Source organism: Legionella sp. 27cVA30 (assembly GCF_024160945.1).
Classification (GTDB): Bacteria; Pseudomonadota; Gammaproteobacteria; order Legionellales; family Legionellaceae; genus Legionella_A; species Legionella_A septentrionalis.
On sequence record NZ_JAMYXK010000001.1, the window covers coordinates 195,210 to 215,140 of the forward strand.

Genomic DNA, 19,931 nt, shown 5'->3' on the forward strand with positions numbered 1-19,931 from the left:
TCATCTTAGTCGAGTACCTTGTCGATCAATAAACTCAAATCAACCGCCTGAATGGATTTGGTAATGGCCCCAATTGAAATATAGTCTACACCAGTTTTTGCCACTTCCGTCACAGTTGCCAGAGTGAGTCCACCAGAAGCTTCAAGCTCACATTCACCACGGGTCAAATCTACAGCTTCTACTAACATGTCTTTTGTGAAATTATCCAATAAAATTCGATCAGGCTTTGCATGCAGCGCTTCTTGCAACTCTTCCAGGTTTTCGACTTCGACTTCAATTAGCAAGTCTTTCTGCATATTTCTAGCCAAAGCCACTGCTGCTTTAATTGAGCCGCAGGCCTTGATGTGATTTTCCTTTATCAAAAATGCATCAAATAAGCCGAAGCGGTGGTTTGTACCGCCTGCACATGCAACAGCATATTTTTGTGCATATCTTAAACCGGGTATCGTTTTACGCGTATCGAGCAAACGAGTTTTATAACCGCTTAGCTTTAATAAATATTCACGGGTCTTTGTTGCAGTAGCCGATAGGGTTTGCAAAAAATTAAGCGCGCTTCTCTCCGCAGTTAAAATACTGCGCACCGGTCCTTCAATCTGGCAAAGTGTTGCAGGTTCAGGCAACCATTGGCCTTCATCCACTTGCCATTGCACATGAATAGCCAAATCCACTTCGGCAAAAATGCAATCCACCCATGGACGCCCACAAACCACCATAGGTTCACGCGAAATGATTTTTGCCATAACCACTAAATCCAGTGGCAATAAAGCTGCGGTTACATCGCCACTTCCTACATCTTCAGCCAAGGCCCGCTTTACATCGGCCAGGATTTTTCCGTGTTCAGGTGTCATTTGCTAACCTTCTTGCTCTTCATATAGAGCGATTTAAGCCATGGAGGGGTTATAAACGTCGTAACAATAACCATTAGAATAATCGCTGAGAACAATTGATCAGGGATTACACCCAATGTTCGGCCAATGGATGCAAAGACCAAACCAACCTCTCCTCGGGGAACCATCCCCACTCCAATTAAAAATCGATTATCGCGCCTGTTACCACCCCAGCCGCTCAAAAGCTTTCCTATAATAGCCACAAGGCTTAACGCCCCCGCCATTAATAAGACATGAGGGTCAAAAAATAATTCTATCTTCACCTGAATGCCAATCAGCATAAAAAACAATGGGGCCAGCAAAAACTCCAAGGGCGCCACCAGCTCTTGGATGCTTTTCTCGGCTTTATGCTCCCGCTCCGCGCCAAAAAAACCATCTTTAATGATAATACCTGCCGCAAAAGCACCGATTATACTGGCTAGCTGCACGACCGTAGCAAGCCAGGCCAAGGTCATTACAAATACAAATGAAATAAATAATTTTAATTCCCAAGCTTCCAGAAAGCGAAAATAATGCACTGCCTTACGAATTAGCCAAGGACCAACCAATAGGGAACAAGAAAAAAATAAAAGCGCGGAGACAATGATTTTTATAATTTTTATCATATCTACCACATCACTTATTACAATACTACTTACAATAGCGAGAATAATTAAACCTAAAATATCATCCATCATGGCGGCACCAAGAATGGTGCGCGCCTCACGCGTACGCAGCTTTTTCATTTCTTTCAAGACACGAGCAGTGATGCCAACACTGGTAGCACAAAGTGTCGCCCCTACAAACAGATCGGCCTTGAACGAGGAAGTTGGAACAAGCAGTTTCATCGTCAGCAAACCAAAAACGATGGGAGCCAATACGCCGATGATTGCCACTTGTATGGATTCACGTCCGGTATTTTTAAGCTCCTCAAGCGAAGTTTCCAATCCCACCATAAATAATAAAAAAATGACCCCATATCGCGATAAAATGTCAACAACATATGCTACCTTTAACAATTCATTCGCATTGGTGTCTGTCAATGCCTCGACAACTTCTGCGGCATAATCGGGATTATGAACCATGGAACTGACTGCCGGCTGTAAAGGAGTTCCTTTCAATATTTCCGGCACCACATCAAATACCGCCGTACCCTCGCGCAAAATAACCGCCAGTTCCATGCCGAAGTAATAACAAAGATTCCCAAGAAGCATACCCATCAATAATTCGCCGAGCACGCCCGGCTGATTTAAACGCGAAGCGATGTATCGCCCTAAAATCCCAAATAGGAAAATTAAAGTTACCCAAAAAATTACAGAAGCAACCGGATCCATGTGTTCAGGATTGCTGCCCGCATGCACAAGTACAGGAAAGAACAGTACTAATAGTATTAAGTAACTTAGTTTAGACATTTAGTGTTCACATGGCAGTTCAATGGATTCATGGGCTTGTACCCCGCCAAATTGCACATAATGTAATTTGGCGGCTTATCTTTGTCTCAGTTATTCTGCTTCTTGCCATGTTTTGCCAAAAACAGGCAAGTTTCCAATACCGAATCCGGGTTTAGCGAAATACTATCAATTCCTTTTTCCATCAACCACTCCGCAAAATCCTGATGATCAGAGGGGCCTTGCCCACAAATCCCTACGTATTTACCTTGTTTTTTGCAAGTCGCGATAGCCATAGCCAATAAAGCTTTAACAGCACCATCCCGCTCATCAAATTGCGACGCCACCAGCCCGGAATCCCGATCAAGCCCCAAGGTTAGCTGCGTCAAATCGTTTGAACCAATGGAAAAGCCATCGAAATGCTGCAAAAATTCAGAAGCTAACAAAGCATTTGCAGGTAATTCACACATCATGATGATGCGAAGGCCATGTTTGCCGCGTTCAAGATCATGTTGTTTTAATATATCGATCACTTGCTCTGCTTCTTTGACTGTGCGAACAAAAGGAATCATCACTTCGACGTTGGTTAAACCCATATCTTTACGCACCCGTTTTACAGCCTGACACTCCAGGGCAAAGCAATCAGCAAAAGCCGGTGAAACATAGCGAGCCGCCCCACGAAAACCCAACATGGGGTTTTCTTCATGGGGTTCGTAAACAGCACCGCCGATTAAATTGGCATATTCGTTCGATTTAAAATCAGACAGTCTTACAATCACAGGTTTCGGATAAAAGGCCGCCGCAATAGTGGCGATGCCTTCCTTTAAACGCTCGATGTAGAATTCTACCGGGGACGCATAAGCAGCCGTTTTTTCTCTAATGCATTGTTTTAATTTTTCATCCTGCAACGAATCGTATTGCAGTAAAGCTTTAGGATGAATGCCAATGGTGTTGGAAATTAAAAACTCTAATCTTGCCAGTCCGACTCCGGCATTGGGAATTGCCTGAAAGTTAAAAGCCCGCTCGGGATTCCCTACATTCAACATGACTTTTATGGGTAATTCCGGCATCGTATCCACGTCAAGGCGGTGCAATTCAAAAGGGAGCAACCCCTGATAAACATAACCAGTATCCCCTTCCGCACAAGAAACGGTAACTTCATCACCATCCTTTATCCTCTTAGTCGCATCGCCACAACCCACCACTGCCGGAATCCCTAGCTCGCGCGCGATAATGGCCGCATGGCAGGTACGCCCGCCGCGGTTGGTAACAATGGCAGCAGCGCGCTTCATCACCGGCTCCCAATCCGGATCGGTCATATCAGAAATTAAAATATCGCCCGGCTCGACGCGATGCATTTCTTCCACATCGCGGATTACTTTTGCTTTCCCTTGGCCGATGCGCTGGCCTATGCTGCGTCCTTCAGTTAAAACCTCGCCTTTCCCTGCAAGCTTATAGCGCTCCAATACTTGTTTATTAGCGCGGCTTTTTACGGTTTCCGGGCGGGCTTGCAGAATATAAAGTTTCCCATCAACCCCATCTTTCGCCCATTCGATATCCATTGGACGCCCGTAATGCTTTTCAATTACCAAAGCATGATGCGCCAACTGTTCGATTTCTGAGGTTAATAATGAAAAGCGACGTTGTTCTTCAGCTTCGACAGGGATTGTTTTTACGTATTCCTCTGTATTTGGATTGTCGCAGTAAACCATCTTAATGGCTTTCGTACCCAAGTTGCGACGAATGACTGCCGAATGCCCAGCCTGCAAAGCAGGCTTATAGACATAGAATTCATCAGGATTTACTGCGCCTTGCACCACCATTTCCCCCAAACCATAGGAGGAAGTAATAAACACCACTTGCTCAAATCCGGATTCGGTATCCATGGTAAACATAACACCGCTGACCGCCAAATCACTGCGCACCATTTGCTGGATACCTACGGATAATGCGACATCTTGATGGGCAAAACCATGATGAGTACGATAGGCAATGGCGCGATCATTATACAACGAGGCAAAAACCTGTTTAATGGCTGTCAGCACCGCTTCAATGCCTTTGACGTTTAGCATGGTTTCCTGTTGCCCTGCAAACGAAGCATCAGGCAAATCTTCTGCCGTGGCGGAAGAACGCACCGCTACGCTAAAGTCATTATGGCCAATTATTTGGGCAAGATTAATGTAAGCGGTGCGGACAGCATCTTCAAAATCGCCGGAAAAAGGTGCATTTATTATCATGCTGCGAATTTTTTTACCGACAGCAGTAAGCTGCTGCACGTCTTCAACATCAACAGTTTCTAACAATTCGTGTATTTTCTTATCCAGTTGATTGGTATGCAGAAATTCACGAAATGAATCGGCTGTCGTTGCAAAGCCTGTGGGAACAGCTACATTTGCAGTAGATAGATGACGGATCATCTCACCTAATGAAGCATTTTTACCGCCAACTTGTTCTAAATCCTGCATGCTCAAATGCTTAAATTCTATCGTATGTCCACTCACAGCCATAATTACCTCAGTCCTTATAAAAATGACCACCATTCTACTTAAATTGCCGGGCTATGTGAATTAGATACGCAAGTGCGTCAACAGAAGAAATGGAGTTTATCTTGGGAATTTGACCGCAGCTCTTATTCACATCTTGAGCTGCATTTACTATTATATGCGCTTTATCATTGCAGTGAATCCGCCCATGACACTATCTTCTTTAAATGCCGTTTCTCCCATTGACGGACGCTACTTGCAGAAAACAAATCCGTTAAGTCCTTACTTTAGTGAATTTGCCCTCATTTATTATCGATTAATGGTTGAAATTCGCTGGCTAGAATCCTTGGCTGCGCATGAAAAAATTTCCGAAGTACCTCGTTTGAATTCTGAAGAAATAGCTTTTTTAAATGATTTACTTAAAAATTTTAATGAAGAAGACGCATTGCGAGTCAAGGAATTTGAAAAACAAACAAACCATGATGTAAAAGCGGTTGAATATTATCTTAAAGAAAAACTGGAACAATCAGCCACATTAAAAAAGTTGACCGGGTTTATCCATTTTGCCTGTACATCAGAAGACATCAATAATCTTGCCTATGCTTTGATGATGAAAGAAGCCCTTGCACACGTCGTGCAACCCACATTAGCGGAAATAACAGGCAGCATCACCTTAATGGGTAAACAGCATGGCGATGTCCCCATGCTGGGCAGAACCCATGGGCAACCCGCCACCCCTACTACGTTAGGCAAAGAGTTAATCAATTTTGTAGCGAGGCTTAAGCGCCCGCAGCAGCAGCTTGCCGAAGTATTAATTTCAGCCAAATTCAATGGTGCTGTAGGTAATTACAATGCCCACGCCATTGCCTATCCTGAAGTGGATTGGCGCAAACATTGTGCCAATTTCATTTCTCATTTGGGCTTGTCATTTAATGCCTATACCACCCAGATAGAACCGCATGACGGCATTGCTGAAGTTTCACATTTAATGATCCGTATAAATAATATTTTATTAGATTACACACGCGATATTTGGAGTTATATTTCCTTAGGCTATTTCAAACAAAAAACGGTAGCTGAGGAAGTTGGTTCATCCACCATGCCGCATAAAGTTAATCCGATTGATTTTGAAAATGCCGAAGGCAATTTGGGATTGGCAAATGCCTTATTCGAGCACTTTGCCAATAAACTTACGCAATCAAGGCTGCAACGTGATCTTTCCGACTCCACGGTTTTACGCAATTTAGGAGTAGCTTTTGCCTATACTCTGATTGCTTATCAATCCATCGCAAAGGGCAATGAAAAATTACAATTGAATCAGGAGCCGTTGCGCGATGATTTAAATGATAATTGGGAAGTGCTTGCCGAAGCAATCCAAACCGTGATGCGCCGCTATCAAATCCCGAATGCCTATGAGCAATTACGGGATTTAACGCGTGGTTCTGCAATCAATCGTGAAAACTTACGACAGTTTGTTGAATCGCTCACGATTCCTGAAACAGCCAAAAAACAATTATTGGAACTTACTCCGGCAAAATACACAGGATTAGCAACGCAATTGGTGAAGGCTTTTTCATGACGTTATCTCAGCAGGGAAAAACCTACGAATTTGACGTTATTGTCATAGGCAGTGGCCTCGCTGGACTCCACTATTGCCTGCAATTACTGGACTTAAAGCCCAAGATAAACATTGCGCTTATAAGCAAAGTAGAAGCCAATGAATGCAACAGCCGCTATGCGCAAGGCGGCGTTGCGGCTGTATTCAATTCGGATGATTCCATTGCATCGCATATTGCCGATACGCTTAAGGCAGGAGACGGTTTATGCTATCGGCCTTCCGTTGAAAGCATCATCCGCCAGGGGCCGGATGCCATCAAACAATTGCAACATTATTCGATCCAGTTTAATAAAACAGCGGAAGGTAGCTACGTACTTGCAAAGGAAGGTGGGCATTCTCACCGGCGTATTTTTAATTGCGGCGATCAAACCGGTTTGAACATCATCGAAGCTTTGGTTAATACAGCGCGCCTTAAAGAGCAAATCCATTTTTTTGAGCATCACATTGCAGTAAATCTCATCACTCATTATCACCCGCATTGTGTCAGTGATCAGGGAGAAGTGCTGGGCGCATATGTGTTGGACAGTTTAAATAACTGCATTCATACTTTTTTAGCCTCTTGCGTGGTATTGGCAAGTGGGGGAGCAGGTAAGACTTATCGGTATACCAGCAACCCCATGGTAGCCACCGGCGATGGTGTTGCCATGGCTTATCGGGCTGGGGCACGTGTGGGTAATATGGAGTTTTATCAATTCCACCCTACTTTGCTGCATCATCATACCATTAATAATTTCTTAATTTCCGAAGCTGTACGTGGTGAAGGCGGAATATTGAAAAATGCAGATACTGGCGAGCGCTTCATGGCTCGTTATGCGCCGCAGCAAATGGAATTGGCAACCCGCGACGTGGTATCTCGCGCGATATTCAATGAAATCGAACAGAGCCAGAATAGTTTTGTGTATCTTGATATCACCCACCAGCCCAAGTCTTTCCTGAAAAAACGTTTTCCGCAAATTTATAATACCTTGCTCTCCATTGGAATTGAGATGAGTCAAGATATGATCCCGGTGGTACCCGCGGCGCACTATCAATGCGGTGGCGTGCTAACCGACGTAAATGGCCAAACGGATTTAAAACGGTTATATGCCATCGGTGAAGTAGCTTTCACCGGTTTGCATGGCGCCAACCGTTTGGCCAGCAACTCGCTGTTGGAAGCAGTCGTAATGGCTGGCAATGCGGCCCGCAATTCTATAAAAGATATTGCTACCCATTGGGAAACCACAACCCATATTCCTAATTGGAGCTCGCCTAGCGAAGTCAATGCCCGCCGTGCCAGTCAGATCAATGCTCATTGGCGAAGCCTGCGCGGGGAAATGACTTCTTATGCTGGCATCATCCGCACTGAAGCAGGCCTTGAAGATCTTCTACAATTAATAATAAAGAGACATAAAATTATTGAGGAATATTATTGGAAACATAGCATAACTCGTGATTTTATCGAGCTGCGTAACATTATTCTGAATGCTGAACTCATTGTGCGGGCAGCATTGTCGAGAAGAGAATCCAGAGGTGGTCATTTCCGGGAAGATTTCCCGCAAAAGAATAAAGCAACTCAAGAAAGTATAGCGCGGTTAAATTCACCGCAAAATCCGTTTATATAGTAAGGTGTGTGATGTTTAAGACTGATATTTCCTACCAACCTGAAAAAACGCTGATGCGCATTACCAATGACATGAGCATTTGTCAAAGCGATTACCCATTGGATTGGTACCAAGAGGAATTTATTCCTTACGCCGAAGAATATCTGGCGTTGCCCGATCGCAAGCTCACTACAGTTTTAGCTTGGATGAAACCTTACCTTCAAAAAGCGCAGGATTATTTTGGCGATAAATTATTGCTGCTTGCTCATTATTATATGGGCGGGGATATTGTACGTCTGGTGGAACAATTTGGTGGTAAGATTGGTGACTCCTACCAATTGGCATTAATGGCTGCCAATCATCCGGAAAAATCGGTGATTATTGAATCCGCCGTGCATTTTATGGCGGAATCCATTGCAATTCTCGCCCAACCGCAGCAACACGTGTACATCACTAATCCTAAATCAGGGTGTACCATGGAAATGCTGGCGAAAGATTTTATGGTGGAGCCTGCGTTTATGGATTTAAATGAACGCTATGGTGCGGAAAATATTTTACCCGTCTGTTATATGAACACATCCGGACGAGTAAAAGCGATGACTGGCGCACAAGGGGGCGCAGTATGCACCAGTTCAAACGTTAAAAAGATTTTTCAATGGGCGCAAAAACAAAACAAGAAAATCTTGTTTATCCCAGATCAGCATATGGGCGAAAACGTAGCCTGGTGGCTCGGCATGCAAAACATAGCCTATTGGCCCGGCGGCACCGCGGGTGCACAGTATTCCCTGGCGGACCAAGATAAACAGACTCTGGCTGAATTTGATAAAGCAGAATTGATCCTGTTTGCCAGCCAATGTGCGGTGCATACTTATTACCAGCCTGAAATGTGTGAATATTGGCGAGAAAAAGGGTTTACTACCATCGTTCATCCGGAATGCCGCAATAACGTCGTGCGTATTGCGGATCATGCGGGCTCCACTGCTTTTATTTGGGATTATGTGGTGCATGATCGTGCAGGTACCTGCCAATATGCCATAGGCACTGAAAACCACATGGTCGAAAATTTAAAGCAATATTGTAAAGCACTGGGAATCACCGTAGTCAATTTGGCAGAAATGCCGAAACCGCATGATGAAATCAACTTGGGGTGCGGTTGCGCCACTATGTCGCGCAATGATCCACCGCATTTGGTAGGCTTGGTTGATTTGCTGCGCCAAGGTAAACCGATGCCATACAATGAAGTGAAGGCAGGTGATGTGGTGAATGAATTTAGTGGCACCAGGAACCGTTTAAGCAGCGGTGATCAACAATGGGTAGTTGAAAATGCTAAGAAAGCATTACAAAAGATGATTGATATCACCGAAGATAAAATTTAAACAAGCTGGCTCGCAATTTTAAAGAATTAATGCACCTTTACTGCTGGGTCTTGCGGCCCAGCTTACTTACCTAGCCTGGTTACGGTTATCGTTTAGTTTTAATTAAATTATCTGCTTCCGCAATATAAGCCGCACGCTTGTGTCGATCAAATAAGCACAATACGCGGCTTGGCTGATTTTTCATATGCGCTTGTGGATAATTACCTTGCATAAGCAGTGCATCCATTCCTGCCTTATCATCATAAGTGACGATACTTCCGACTGCTTTTACATTGCTTAAATGGGCAGCTGCTGCACATTTGCTCATGACTTCTTTTTCGTGTTTTGCCCAAGCATCTGCGCTGGAAGCTTGCATACTAAAAGGCAAGAGCAGTAAAAAAGCATAAATCAAAAAAAGTGTACGTTGCATGAAAAACCTTGTAACTTTTAGGCAACTCTTATGATAACTGGAAATTTCTTCGTTGTAATCAAATCGGCGTTGCTTTCTATCCAGAATAAATTTTTTTGAAAAATAATCCTGCCGTTTCTCCAGAAATAGGCTTACTGAAATGATAGCCTTGAATGACATCGCATTGGTGTTCTTTTAAGAAATTAATTTGTTTTTGGGTTTCCACTCCTTCAGCCATCACATCGAAATTTAAATTTTTTGCCATGCTGATGATGGCTTTAATAACGATTTCATCATTTTCATCTAAAGAAATATTTTTTATAAAAGAAGGATCGATTTTCAAGCCATCAATCTGTAAAGTTTTTAAATAATTTAAACTTGAGCGTTCTGTGCCAAAATCATCTACAACAATGCGCACTTTTAACTCTTTTAATTCATTGATCATATGCAATACTTCGCGGTGACTTAAAATTAAATTTTCAGTGATTTCAACATCGATAAATTGCGGCGGGACTCTGTATTTACGTAAAATACGCCCCAACTGTTTGGCAAAATCAAACTGCCTTAATTGTTGCATGGCTACATTGATGGCAATACGGATGGGCGGCAGGCCCATTGCTTTCCAGTCTTGAAACTGCTTGCAAGCTGCTGCTATCACCCATTCACCCAGTGGTATAATTAAGCCGGTTGATTCTGCAACAGGGATAAAATCAAGTGGTAATATTACCCCTTTCTGTGGGTGCGCCCAGCGAATCAATGCCTCTGCTGATAAAATATCAGGCTTATCCGGGTGTAGCTGCGGCTGAAATAATAAGAAAAATTCATTATTCTCAATAGCACGCTGTAATTCTTCTTTCTGGCTTAAGCGCTTCATACTTTGTTTATTAAGCGCATTAATATAGAAACGAAATTGGTCTCCACCTCTCTCCTTGGCATAATACATAGCCAAATCTGCATTGCGTAACAATTGTTTCGCAGTCTTGCCGTCTTCTGGATAAAGAGCTATGCCAATACTTGCATGCTTTGCTCGATGCGATCAAAAAGGAGGATACGGTTCGGCAAACCGGTTAAATAATCATGAGTAGCACGAAATTTCAATTTTTGTTCTAAATGCGTGCGCTCGGTAATATCATGAAAAATCCATACACGCCCTACTATTTTCCCTTCTGTTTGATACGGTTGTGAGCGACACTCAATAATTGCCCCATTTTTACAGCGCACAATTTGGCGAAACGACTCTGTAATATGTTTCCTTAATTGTTGCATTTGATATAAATACGTTCCTGGGTCATTCAGGCATTGCAGAATATACTGGCAAATTTCTTGCTCATTTTTATTGATGGCTTCAGGAATTTTCCAAATTTTCAAAAAACTTGTGTTATAAATTAAGATTTTCCCGTGTAGGTCGACTACTAAAATTCCTTCTGCCGTGGATTCAAACGTTGCTTTTAATAGCGATAGGGATCCATTCGGGTTAATCTCGCTCGCTTGCTCGGTCAGAACAGAAAAATAACGCTCAGCTTGTTGCAAGAGCAACCATTTTTTAATTAATGTGCGCGCGAGCTCTTGGATAGAAAAAGCATCCACTGATTTTTGCAGAATCAGCAAATTATCATACAAGTTTAAATCGTGTCGTACCCTGTTCCCGTTCTTCGCGGGATCTTGTATGAAAAGAATGACTTGCAGCGTATCATCCGCAGTTAACATTTGCCGAATAACATCCAAGCCTTTAATGACTCGCGAGTCACTAATATCAATAAAAACCAGAGAATACCCTTTCTTTTCCTGGGTAGCCGATTGTATTTTCTTAAGGCCTTGCTTCAGGGTAGATAATTTTTCAATTTGCAATGAGGGGAAATTTTTATCAAAATCTGCAACTTTCGCTTTGTTTTTACCCAAAATATCAGCCATGTCCCTTTGGGTGACTTCATCACCCTGAATGATGACAATGCGAAAGTGATTTTGATCCATTTTTCCCCCGTACTCATGGAAATTCCCAGCACAGAGGAAATCCATTTCCTGCTCGGGAAACACGAAAATACCTTATATGCAGTATAGTACAGGCATCAACCATAAAGGCGGGATAAAATTATCAAGCGGGATAGAAGACACACCCCACAATTGAATGGGTGCATTCATAGCCGGCTGTGCTGCGGCGCCAATTATTTTCTGCAGGTGCAGGGATTTTTACAGGAACTTGCCACCAGATGGAATAATAACCAATGGAAATAGCATAAGTACAAACTATGCCGCGCCCGCTTCCTGCCAGTAAAATATTCGCTCGGATAAAACATGCGTTTTCCTCCCCCTGCGGCTGATGTTCGGAAAATGGATTAACTTCCCAAGGCAGAGGCACTTCCCCCCATTGCAATGAACTGTGGTTAGGATCAGGACATATGGTTGCGACGCTTGATAATGGAGTTAATGAGCACAGAGCAGCTAGTAAAATAAGTATTTTTTTCATAATCTTGCATAATTGCATAAAATAAGGTTTTTATTTTATAGGAAATATAAAATATTTACCGCAACCCATTGTGTCTATAATGTTCTTTGCTATAATGGGCGCCTGTGCCGGGGTGGCGGAATTGGTAGACGCGCCGGATTCAAAATCCGGTGGTGGTGACACCGTGTGGGTTCGAGTCCCACCCTCGGTACCAAGATTTTAATGTGTCTGGACAAACATCAGGTTTGTAAGGTCCAGAATACATTCAAAGCATCGCCATATTGTAAGGGTTTGATAATATGGCCTCTTACGTTCATACCCTCCATTGCCAACTTATCTTCTGTGCCAAATGAACCCGTTAAAATAAACACGTCAATGTCGGTAAAATCTGGATTCGAACGCAGGGTTTGCAAAAATTCAATGCCGCTCATTTTAGGCATGTTAATGTCGAGAAGAATAATTTTGGGATGTATTTTGCTTTCTTCATTACGGCCATAAAGCATGTCCAACGCTTGGCCTCCACTCCTAGCTACCACAATTTGCAATAAATCATTTACCTTTTTAAATTCCCGTTGCATGTTTTTGATATCCACTTCGTCATCTTCCACATACAAAATATCAATGTCGCGTTCTGTAACTCCCATAATCAACTCTCCTTGCGGCACGCCTACTAGTGCATAAAGCGAACATTGATTAATATTCTATCCTTAGGCACTCTACATGAAGGGGAAAATTTTTAATTTTTTGCAGTATTCTTTAATTAACTGCTTTTCTAAAGTATAACATACTAGAATAAATGCGTGGCTTTGAGTAACTTTCATAGCGAGAGGTTAGGATGACCTTATTTGACATGGCAGTACATATCTTGTTGGTAGAAGACGATGAAGTGGATATTCAAGATATTCAAAGAACATTTAGGAAAAATAAAATCTCAAATCCGCTGCATATTGCCCGTAATGGTGTGGAAGCTTTAAATATGTTATTAGGGCTAAATGGCGAGCAAAAACTGTTCCCTACGCCACAAATCATCTTGCTTGACATCAACATGCCGAAAATGAACGGCATTGAATTTCTAAAAAAAATGCGCAGCAATCCGGATCTTAATTCCCTTCATGTATTCATATTAACCTCGTCTAATGCCGAAAGGGACAAAATGGCCGCTTACAAGCTGGATATTGCCGGTTATATCGTTAAACCATTGCAATTTTCAGATTTTACCCAAGCGATTTCTTTTTTTAATCTTTACTGGACCCTGCTCGATTTTGCGCACAAACCGGAATAAATTAAGCCTCTGGATATTTAGGCCATGTAAAGGAGAAAGTGGTACCCTCTCCAACTATAGAAGCCACTGAAACCATCCCACCTTGTGATTCCACTATTTTTTTTACAATGCTCAAACCAATCCCGGTAGCTTCCAATTCATCCCTGGAACGCAAAGTTTGAAAGATCATGAAGATTTTATCAAAATATTCAGCTTCTATACCGGGGCCATCGTCGGTGACAAAAAACTCATAAAACCGACCCCAATCTCTGACATCAACACTGATCACTCCATGCTTGCGCTTGTGATGTTTAATGCTATTGGCTATTAAATTGGAAAAAACCTGGCTTAAGGGAACTTTTGCAGCCCGGAATGTAGGCAAATGTTCGGAGTAAGTTATTTTGAATTTTTTATCCGGATCTAATAAATCAATGATTTCATCTAATAATTCTTTCGTATTCACCACGTGAATATCCAAATCCACGCGACCTGCTCTTGAATATTGTAAAATCCCATCAATTAAATTGGACATGCGGTTAATCCTTTGCCGTAACAAAAGGAGATTTTCTTTGGAAGCATCATCCAAACGTTCTCTATTATCTTCTTCAATCCAGGTGGCTAAACGGTCAATCGCACGCAAAGGCGCTTTCAAATCATGAGAAGCCACATAAGCAAATTGCTCCAGCTCTTGATTGGTTTTTAACAATTTTTCTTCCGTGCGCTGTTTTTCTGTGATGTCTTTTGAAATGATGACGTAACCAATGGGCTTACCTTCATCGTCACGACGTACGCTTACGGTAACCGAAGCGGTAAATCGCGTACCGTTTTTGCGAATGCGCTCAAACACGCCTTCGGCTTTGCCATTTTGATAAGCCGTATCGAATAAAGTTTTAACTGCACCTGATGCAATATCTTCGGGTGTATGCAAAATATTTATGGTTTGCTTCTTCACCATTTCATCAGCAGTATAGCCATAATTACGCCTGGCTCCCTCATTCCATACTAAAATAAGCCAATCCAAATCGATGGCGATGATGGAATATTCAATAGAACTTTCTAAAATATTTTGTAGAGTACCCTTAGCGTAACGCTCGTCTGCAGGTTGGGTTGACGTACTCTCTAATTCCAAAATACGTTCATTTAATGTTTGGTTGATTTTATATTGTGCTGAGAGCGTTTCTTCAAGTTGCTGCTTTAATTGGTAGAGTTCTGAAAGTTTTTTTTCGCAAATTTCTTCAACTTGTCTCCTCGCTTGCATTTCTTCTTCGAGATGTCGCTGCAAACGCTGTAATTCATTCATACTCTTGCCGCCTTATGGTCAATGCCCCTGGTGATGGATTGTGTCCCTTCTGTCTTAAATTATAGGTTAAATTTTGTCCAATTCTGGCAAAGTGTCTGCCTCTTTAATCCCTTCCGTTGAATTTGTAAAATCCCTAATCAAAAGCAAGAATGGCAAAAAGCCTAATGCAAATACCACAGAGAGTTGATATAAACCGATCCAACCAAACATGGATTGCAAACCGGCTGCAAATGGACCCGAAATAATGCGCGGCAATGCGGACAAGGAAGCCAGAAGCGAAAATTGCGTCGCCGTGAAACGTCTGTCCACAATGCGCATCAATAGTGCTACCAATGCAGTAGAACCCATGCCTGCTGCAAAGTTATCAAAAAAGACGGCAACGGCGAACAGTACAAGATTTTTTCCTACGATGGCCAAAGCTACAAATAAAATATTCGTCAATGCCTGTAATAATCCAAAAACCAGCAATGCGCGATAAAGAGACCAGCGCATGAGTAGCACACCGGCAATCAAACCGCCTAACACGATAGCGCCAATCCCGCAAATCTTATTAATGTATCCGATCCAATCTAAGGAAAACCCAATTCCCTGAATTAAGAAAGGCATGACGATCCCACTCGTTGTCGCAGTAAACGCTTCCGCTAATTTGTAAAAAAAAATGAAAAACAATAAAGGGATAATATTTTTGCGCGTCATTAATTCTTTAATTGGCGCCGCCAAACCGCCAAATCGCATGTCTTGGGCATGATAGTCTAATGAAGGCTCCGGGCTATAAATTGTGGCAATCACGCCGATCAACATCAGAAAACCCATAATGCGATACGTGCTAGCCCAACCCAATTGCTGTGCCATTACCAAGGCCAACCCTCCGGAAAGCAGCAATGCCAAGCGAAAACCTAAGACCGCTACCGAGGCACCCAATCCTTGTTCAGGAGGCGGCAAATATTCCGTACGATGCGCTTCAATAGCCATATCCTGCGTAGCGCCGACACATGCCAGGACAAAGGCCAGGACACCTAGCATCATGGGCGTGCTATCTGGTGAAAACCAAGCCATTATATTAAATCCAAATAACAGCAAGAGTTGTGTTGTAAGTATCCAACTGCGTCTTTTACCCATGGGTAAAATCGAGTACTTATCTAAAAAAGGGCCCCAAATGGTTCGGTATAAATAAGGCAACCCCAACAAACTTAATGTACCTGTGGCTAAAACAGACATCCCAACTTCAGCAAACCAAGCTTGCAATGTGCTGCTGAGTAGCGACAAAGGGAGTCCTGAAGAAAAGCCCAAGATAAAAACAATCAAAAGGCGCTTGTTCATGCTTGAAGGCTCATAAAATGTGGGTATTTGCGGGTTAATGAGACAATCTTCTTTTAAGTGGGACCAGAAATCTGGTCCCCCAATGATCAATCCGAGTTTAGCGCTGGCGGCTCACTCTTTAAGCATCACTTTTCTTAACAGACAATAAGTGGATTTTAAAAATTAAGGTTTCATTAGGACCAATTGGACCACCTACCGTACGAGGACCATATGCCAAATCGGCAGGGACATAGATTTCCCAGGTTGAACCGGAGGGCATTAACTGCAATGCTTCCGTCCATCCAGGAATCACTTGCGACAATTTAAACGTAGCTGGTTTACCCGCTTTATCTGTGCTGTCAAACACTTCACCATTGATTAAACGGCCGGTGTATTCCACCGTAACGGTATCGTCTTTTCCTGGCTTATCGCCCGTACCTGCTTTAATGATTTTATATTGCAAGCCGCTTGGCAGAGTAACAACCCCCTCTTTAGCCTTATTTTCTTTTAGAAATGCTTCGCCTTTAGCTTTATTTTCTTCAGCTTTTTTATTGAATTCGGCGGTACGTTTTGCCATTAAATCGTGTTGAAATTTGCTTAATACTTCCCGCATTTGCTGCTCAGTCAACAAAGACGGAGCGTCATTGATTCCATCTTGCAAACCTTTAGTCAGAGCCTCAGGATTTATATCAATCCCCTGCCGTTTAAAATTTTTACCCAAGTCAATTCCTATACTATATGACAATTTGTCTACGTCGCTATTCAGCGAAGGAGCAGTGGTTGCAGCCATTGTCGTGGACATGGCTAAACCCATGGCAGCAGCGACCAGTTTCATTTTCATAAACAGTTCCCCTTAGTCTTTCCATAAATAATGTAATACCGCTCTGACTAAATGTTTTAGTTACAACATTTTAATTCTGAGGTATATTGCAAAATGCCCAGCTATTTTGCCTAAATTCAAATAGAATTGCTAGCACAGCCTTAAATCAAAAACTGAACTTTATTGCCTATGTCAACATCCAGTACAGTGCTCAGTGTGAGCCAATTGAATCAGCACGTACGTCAGCTGCTCGAATACGACGTGGGTGAAATCTGGGTCGAAGGGGAAATTTCAAACTTAAGCAAACCTTCTTCTGGGCATTTTTACTTCACATTAAAAGACACGCATGCACAACTGCGTTGCGTTTATTTCCGCAATCGGCATGGTAATGGATTTAACGCATTGCAAAATGGCCAACAAGTCATTGCCGCAGGAAAATTGAGCCTCTACGAAGCTCGCGGTGATTTCCAACTTATTGTGGAGCAGTTAAACGAAGCCGGACAAGGAAATTTATACCGGCAATTTGAGCTATTGAAAACCAAACTGGCTGCTCTAGGCTTGTTTGATTCTGCACGCAAGAAAATCATTCCAAAATTTCCACAATGCATCGGGGTGGTAACTTCAGCAACTGGAGCAGCCTTGCATGATATTTTAACTACTCTGGCGCGGCGTTTTCCAATTACACCCATCGTGGTGTATGCGAGCGAAGTGCAAGGGAAGCACGCAGCGCCGCAGTTGATTGCGGCTTTGCAAAAAGCCAATGCGCATGCGCGTTGTGATGTACTTATTTTGGCTCGAGGCGGCGGCAGTCTCGAAGACTTATGGGCATTTAATGAAGAAAGTTTAGCTCATGCAATTGCCAGCAGCCAAATACCCATTGTCTCAGGCGTTGGTCATGAAACTGATTTTACTATAGCTGATTTTGTAGCGGATTTACGGGCGGCTACCCCTACGGCCGCAGCGGAAGCTGTTACCCCAAACCTACTGGATATAATTGTGCGCCTGGAAACCTTGCAAGCACGCCTTATTGCAGCGATCGTCCGTTTGCTCCAATATAAGCGCTTGTTGGTTAATCATGCCATCCATAAAATTTCATCGCCGGGCAAATTGATTATTAGCCACTGGCAATCTTTGGACTATTTAAAAAACTGCCTCGGGTATCACATACAGCAATATTTAGGAGTGCAAAAACACCGCGTGAATATTGCGCTTAAACATTTGCACGCACAAAACCCAGTGATCTTGGTACACGAAATGCGGGCGCGAGTGCAACAGCTTGAAAATAAACTAATTAAACAAACGGAATTTTTATTTCAGCAATTGAAACAGCAATTTATTAAAAAACTAGCTACATTGCATGCGGTAAGTCCTTTAGCTACACTCGATAGAGGCTATGCCATTGTGACGCATAAACAACAAATTCTCTTTGCTTGCGAGCAAGTAAACTTAGACGACATCATCCATATCCAACTGGCTAGAGGTAAACTCATCGGCAAGGTAATTGATAAATAAGCCATAGACAAGAAAATAGCCTTAAATCTTAAGCGCGGACAGGAGAGTAAAATGAATTTTGAATATCGCTTTTTAACTAAACTACTCGCTTTTTTCTGTTTAACCTGGATACCGATAAGTAACGCAAGCTCGCTTCCTGAAAATCATGCCGTCAACGGCGGCCTAACCATTATCCCTATTGATGCTGCAGAAAAGCCGGAAGTATTTTTCGATAAGCACCGCATTGCAGTGGCCAAAAGCCCTAACCCAAATCAATGGCTTTTAATCGTAGGTTTGCCGCTTGAAAATACTCAATCAGTCCGCGAATTGGAAATGCAAAAACCCCACTCCGCCAAAATTCCTTTTTACATCAGTGATAAGTTTTATAAAACACAATATTTAACCATTGAAGACAAACGGAAAGTTGAACCATTGCCAGAGGATCAAAAACGCATTGATGAAGAAAATAAAAAACTGGCGGAAATTTTTTCTCATTACAGTTTGGCAAATCCATTTGCACAAGAATTTAAAGCCCCGGCCAATGGCCCTATCAGCAGTTTTTTCGGCTTAAAGCGGGTTTATAATAAGCAGCCGCGACCTCCTCATGTTGGACTGGATATTGCAGCGCCAGCCGATAGCCCAGTGCATGTCATCTCCCGTGGTACGGTGGTGGATGCCGATGACTATTTTTATACGGGTAATACCGTGATTGTGGACCATGGTATGGGGATTTTTTCCTTATATGCTCATTTAAATAAAATGAATGTAAAAAAAGGAGATACTGTAGAACAGGGTGCAGCCGTAGGTACTATTGGCATGACTGGACGTGCCACCGGCCCTCATTTGCATTGGTCAATAGTAATGAATCAAACTTATATTGATCCTTTGTTGTTTGTTCCTTTACGCAAGATTAGCATTGCATCTTCTCCCCCTAAAAAAAGTAATAAGGCACCAGCCAAAAATGAAATCAATGCAGAGGCAAGCAAAGAAAAAAGCAGTTAAAGTATGGTAGAAGAATTAAATACAAGTCTGAATTTGATTATTGACCAAACAAAAAATAATTTTCATACGTTAGCAATTATTTTAACGATTCTCTGGTCAATTTTTTTTATCAGTTGTCTTAATCAGCAAATACTGACGCTGGGTATCATTCCCAGACGAATAAAAGGTCTTCGCGGCATCTTTTTCGCACCTTTTCTTCATGTCAATTTTAATCATCTTTTTTTTAACTCCATTCCATTAGTCGTTTTGAGTAATTTTTTATTAATGAATGGATTAAATTATTTTTTATGGATTACTTTGGCGATTGGACTTTGCAGCGGATTATTGCTGTGGCTATTTGGAAAAAAAGGATTGCACGTTGGGGCAAGTGGCATCATCGCCGGCTACTGGGCTTTGTTGGTGAGCGATATTTTTCGCCAGGGAACATTAGTGGCTATTATTCTTGGCGCTTTGAGCGCTTATTATTTCGCCGGAATTTTTTTCAGCGTCTTTCCTAAAAAAGGCATTTCCTGGGAAGGACATTTATTTGGTTTGGTTTCAGGACTCTTCTTAAGTTATTTAATTTCTAATACTGAGTTAGTTAGTTTTTTTCGCTAAAAAATCCTCATGGTAACTA

18 protein-coding genes, 1 tRNA gene and 1 pseudogene are annotated in these 19,931 nt (G+C 42.4%); 8 read left to right on the forward strand and 12 right to left on the reverse strand.

Going from position 1 to position 19,931, the window contains the following annotated elements; genetic code table 11:
• Positions 1–5 precede the first annotated feature (5 nt).
• From nadC to ppsA, 3 genes are all read right to left on the reverse strand, one after another.
• Positions 6–848, reverse strand: a complete 843-nt coding sequence (gene nadC, locus NKV53_RS00900; RefSeq protein ID WP_126954131.1) for a carboxylating nicotinate-nucleotide diphosphorylase — start codon at positions 846–848, stop codon at positions 6–8.
• The gene (locus NKV53_RS00905; RefSeq protein WP_126954132.1) at positions 845–2,278 is read right to left on the reverse strand and encodes a cation:proton antiporter; all 1,434 of its coding nucleotides are present in this window, start codon (positions 2,276–2,278) and stop codon (positions 845–847) included. Before NKV53_RS00905 ends, nadC begins: the two co-directional genes overlap by 4 nt.
• A gap of 86 nt (positions 2,279–2,364) precedes the next feature.
• Positions 2,365–4,761: a phosphoenolpyruvate synthase gene (gene ppsA, locus NKV53_RS00910; protein WP_253350551.1), complete on the reverse strand. Its 2,397-nt coding sequence runs from the start codon at positions 4,759–4,761 to the stop codon at positions 2,365–2,367.
• A gap of 184 nt (positions 4,762–4,945) precedes the next feature.
• Here ppsA and purB point away from each other — a divergent pair, with 184 nt between their 5' ends.
• From purB to nadA, 3 genes are read left to right on the forward strand one after another with little or no spacing between them, the layout of a single operon-like run.
• Positions 4,946–6,316, forward strand: a complete 1,371-nt coding sequence (purB, locus tag NKV53_RS00915; protein ID WP_253350806.1) for an adenylosuccinate lyase — start codon at positions 4,946–4,948, stop codon at positions 6,314–6,316.
• Entirely contained in the window at positions 6,313–7,956 is a 1,644-nt protein-coding gene (nadB, locus tag NKV53_RS00920) for an L-aspartate oxidase (RefSeq protein WP_126954134.1), read from the forward strand. Before purB ends, nadB begins: the two co-directional genes overlap by 4 nt.
• 11 nt (positions 7,957–7,967) lie before the next feature.
• A complete protein-coding gene (gene nadA, locus NKV53_RS00925; RefSeq protein WP_127057273.1) occupies positions 7,968–9,311 on the forward strand; it encodes a quinolinate synthase NadA in 1,344 nt (447 codons plus the stop codon).
• An 85-nt stretch (positions 9,312–9,396) separates the two neighbouring features.
• On the opposite strand, the gene NKV53_RS00930 is transcribed toward nadA, so the two are convergent.
• The 5 genes and pseudogenes from NKV53_RS00930 to NKV53_RS00945 all read right to left on the reverse strand — a co-directional run bounded on the left by NKV53_RS00930 (position 9,397) and on the right by NKV53_RS00945 (position 12,163).
• On the reverse strand, positions 9,397–9,720 hold the full coding sequence (locus NKV53_RS00930; protein WP_199737719.1) for a hypothetical protein: 324 nt from the start codon (positions 9,718–9,720) through the stop codon (positions 9,397–9,399).
• A gap of 76 nt (positions 9,721–9,796) precedes the next feature.
• Positions 9,797–10,573, reverse strand: coding sequence for a bifunctional diguanylate cyclase/phosphodiesterase (locus NKV53_RS00935; protein WP_253350553.1), 777 nt, complete (start codon positions 10,571–10,573; stop codon positions 9,797–9,799).
• Positions 10,574–10,663: 90 nt separating this feature from the next.
• Positions 10,664–10,711: pseudogene (locus NKV53_RS11960) on the reverse strand (hypothetical protein); the annotation flags it as partial.
• Positions 10,702–11,733, reverse strand: a complete 1,032-nt coding sequence (locus tag NKV53_RS00940; RefSeq protein WP_126954137.1) for a PAS domain S-box protein — start codon at positions 11,731–11,733, stop codon at positions 10,702–10,704. The pseudogene NKV53_RS11960 and the gene NKV53_RS00940, both read right to left, overlap by 10 nt.
• 58 nt (positions 11,734–11,791) lie before the next feature.
• On the reverse strand, positions 11,792–12,163 hold the full coding sequence (locus NKV53_RS00945; RefSeq protein WP_127057272.1) for a DUF3757 domain-containing protein: 372 nt from the start codon (positions 12,161–12,163) through the stop codon (positions 11,792–11,794).
• A gap of 106 nt (positions 12,164–12,269) precedes the next feature.
• Here NKV53_RS00945 and NKV53_RS00950 point away from each other — a divergent pair.
• Positions 12,270–12,356: transfer RNA gene (locus NKV53_RS00950), tRNA-Leu, on the forward strand.
• A 25-nt stretch (positions 12,357–12,381) separates the two neighbouring features.
• On the opposite strand, the gene NKV53_RS00955 is transcribed toward NKV53_RS00950, so the two are convergent.
• A complete protein-coding gene (locus tag NKV53_RS00955) occupies positions 12,382–12,786 on the reverse strand; it encodes a response regulator (RefSeq protein WP_126954139.1) in 405 nt (134 codons plus the stop codon).
• 206 nt (positions 12,787–12,992) lie between these two features.
• Here NKV53_RS00955 and NKV53_RS00960 point away from each other — a divergent pair, with 206 nt between their 5' ends.
• Positions 12,993–13,424, forward strand: coding sequence for a response regulator (locus NKV53_RS00960; protein ID WP_233579728.1), 432 nt, complete (start codon positions 12,993–12,995; stop codon positions 13,422–13,424).
• A 1-nt stretch (position 13,425) separates the two neighbouring features.
• Here the strand turns inward: NKV53_RS00960 and NKV53_RS00965 are convergent, their stop codons facing one another.
• The 3 genes from NKV53_RS00965 to NKV53_RS00975 form a co-directional block, all read right to left on the reverse strand.
• A complete protein-coding gene (locus NKV53_RS00965; protein ID WP_127057271.1) occupies positions 13,426–14,703 on the reverse strand; it encodes an ATP-binding protein in 1,278 nt (425 codons plus the stop codon).
• A 66-nt stretch (positions 14,704–14,769) separates the two neighbouring features.
• On the reverse strand, positions 14,770–16,023 hold the full coding sequence (locus NKV53_RS00970) for an MFS transporter (RefSeq protein WP_253350555.1): 1,254 nt from the start codon (positions 16,021–16,023) through the stop codon (positions 14,770–14,772).
• Positions 16,024–16,141: 118 nt separating this feature from the next.
• A complete protein-coding gene (locus NKV53_RS00975; RefSeq protein WP_199737717.1) occupies positions 16,142–16,843 on the reverse strand; it encodes an FKBP-type peptidyl-prolyl cis-trans isomerase in 702 nt (233 codons plus the stop codon).
• A gap of 168 nt (positions 16,844–17,011) precedes the next feature.
• Here NKV53_RS00975 and xseA point away from each other — a divergent pair, with 168 nt between their 5' ends.
• The 3 genes from xseA to NKV53_RS00990 are packed head-to-tail and all read left to right on the forward strand — an operon-like array spanning position 17,012 to position 19,912.
• Positions 17,012–18,334: an exodeoxyribonuclease VII large subunit gene (xseA, locus tag NKV53_RS00980; RefSeq protein WP_253350557.1), complete on the forward strand. Its 1,323-nt coding sequence runs from the start codon at positions 17,012–17,014 to the stop codon at positions 18,332–18,334.
• 51 nt (positions 18,335–18,385) lie between these two features.
• Positions 18,386–19,315, forward strand: coding sequence for a M23 family metallopeptidase (locus NKV53_RS00985; protein ID WP_127111407.1), 930 nt, complete (start codon positions 18,386–18,388; stop codon positions 19,313–19,315).
• 3 nt (positions 19,316–19,318) lie between these two features.
• The gene (locus NKV53_RS00990) at positions 19,319–19,912 is read left to right on the forward strand and encodes a rhomboid family intramembrane serine protease (protein ID WP_127057269.1); all 594 of its coding nucleotides are present in this window, start codon (positions 19,319–19,321) and stop codon (positions 19,910–19,912) included.
• Positions 19,913–19,931: the final 19 nt, after the last annotated feature.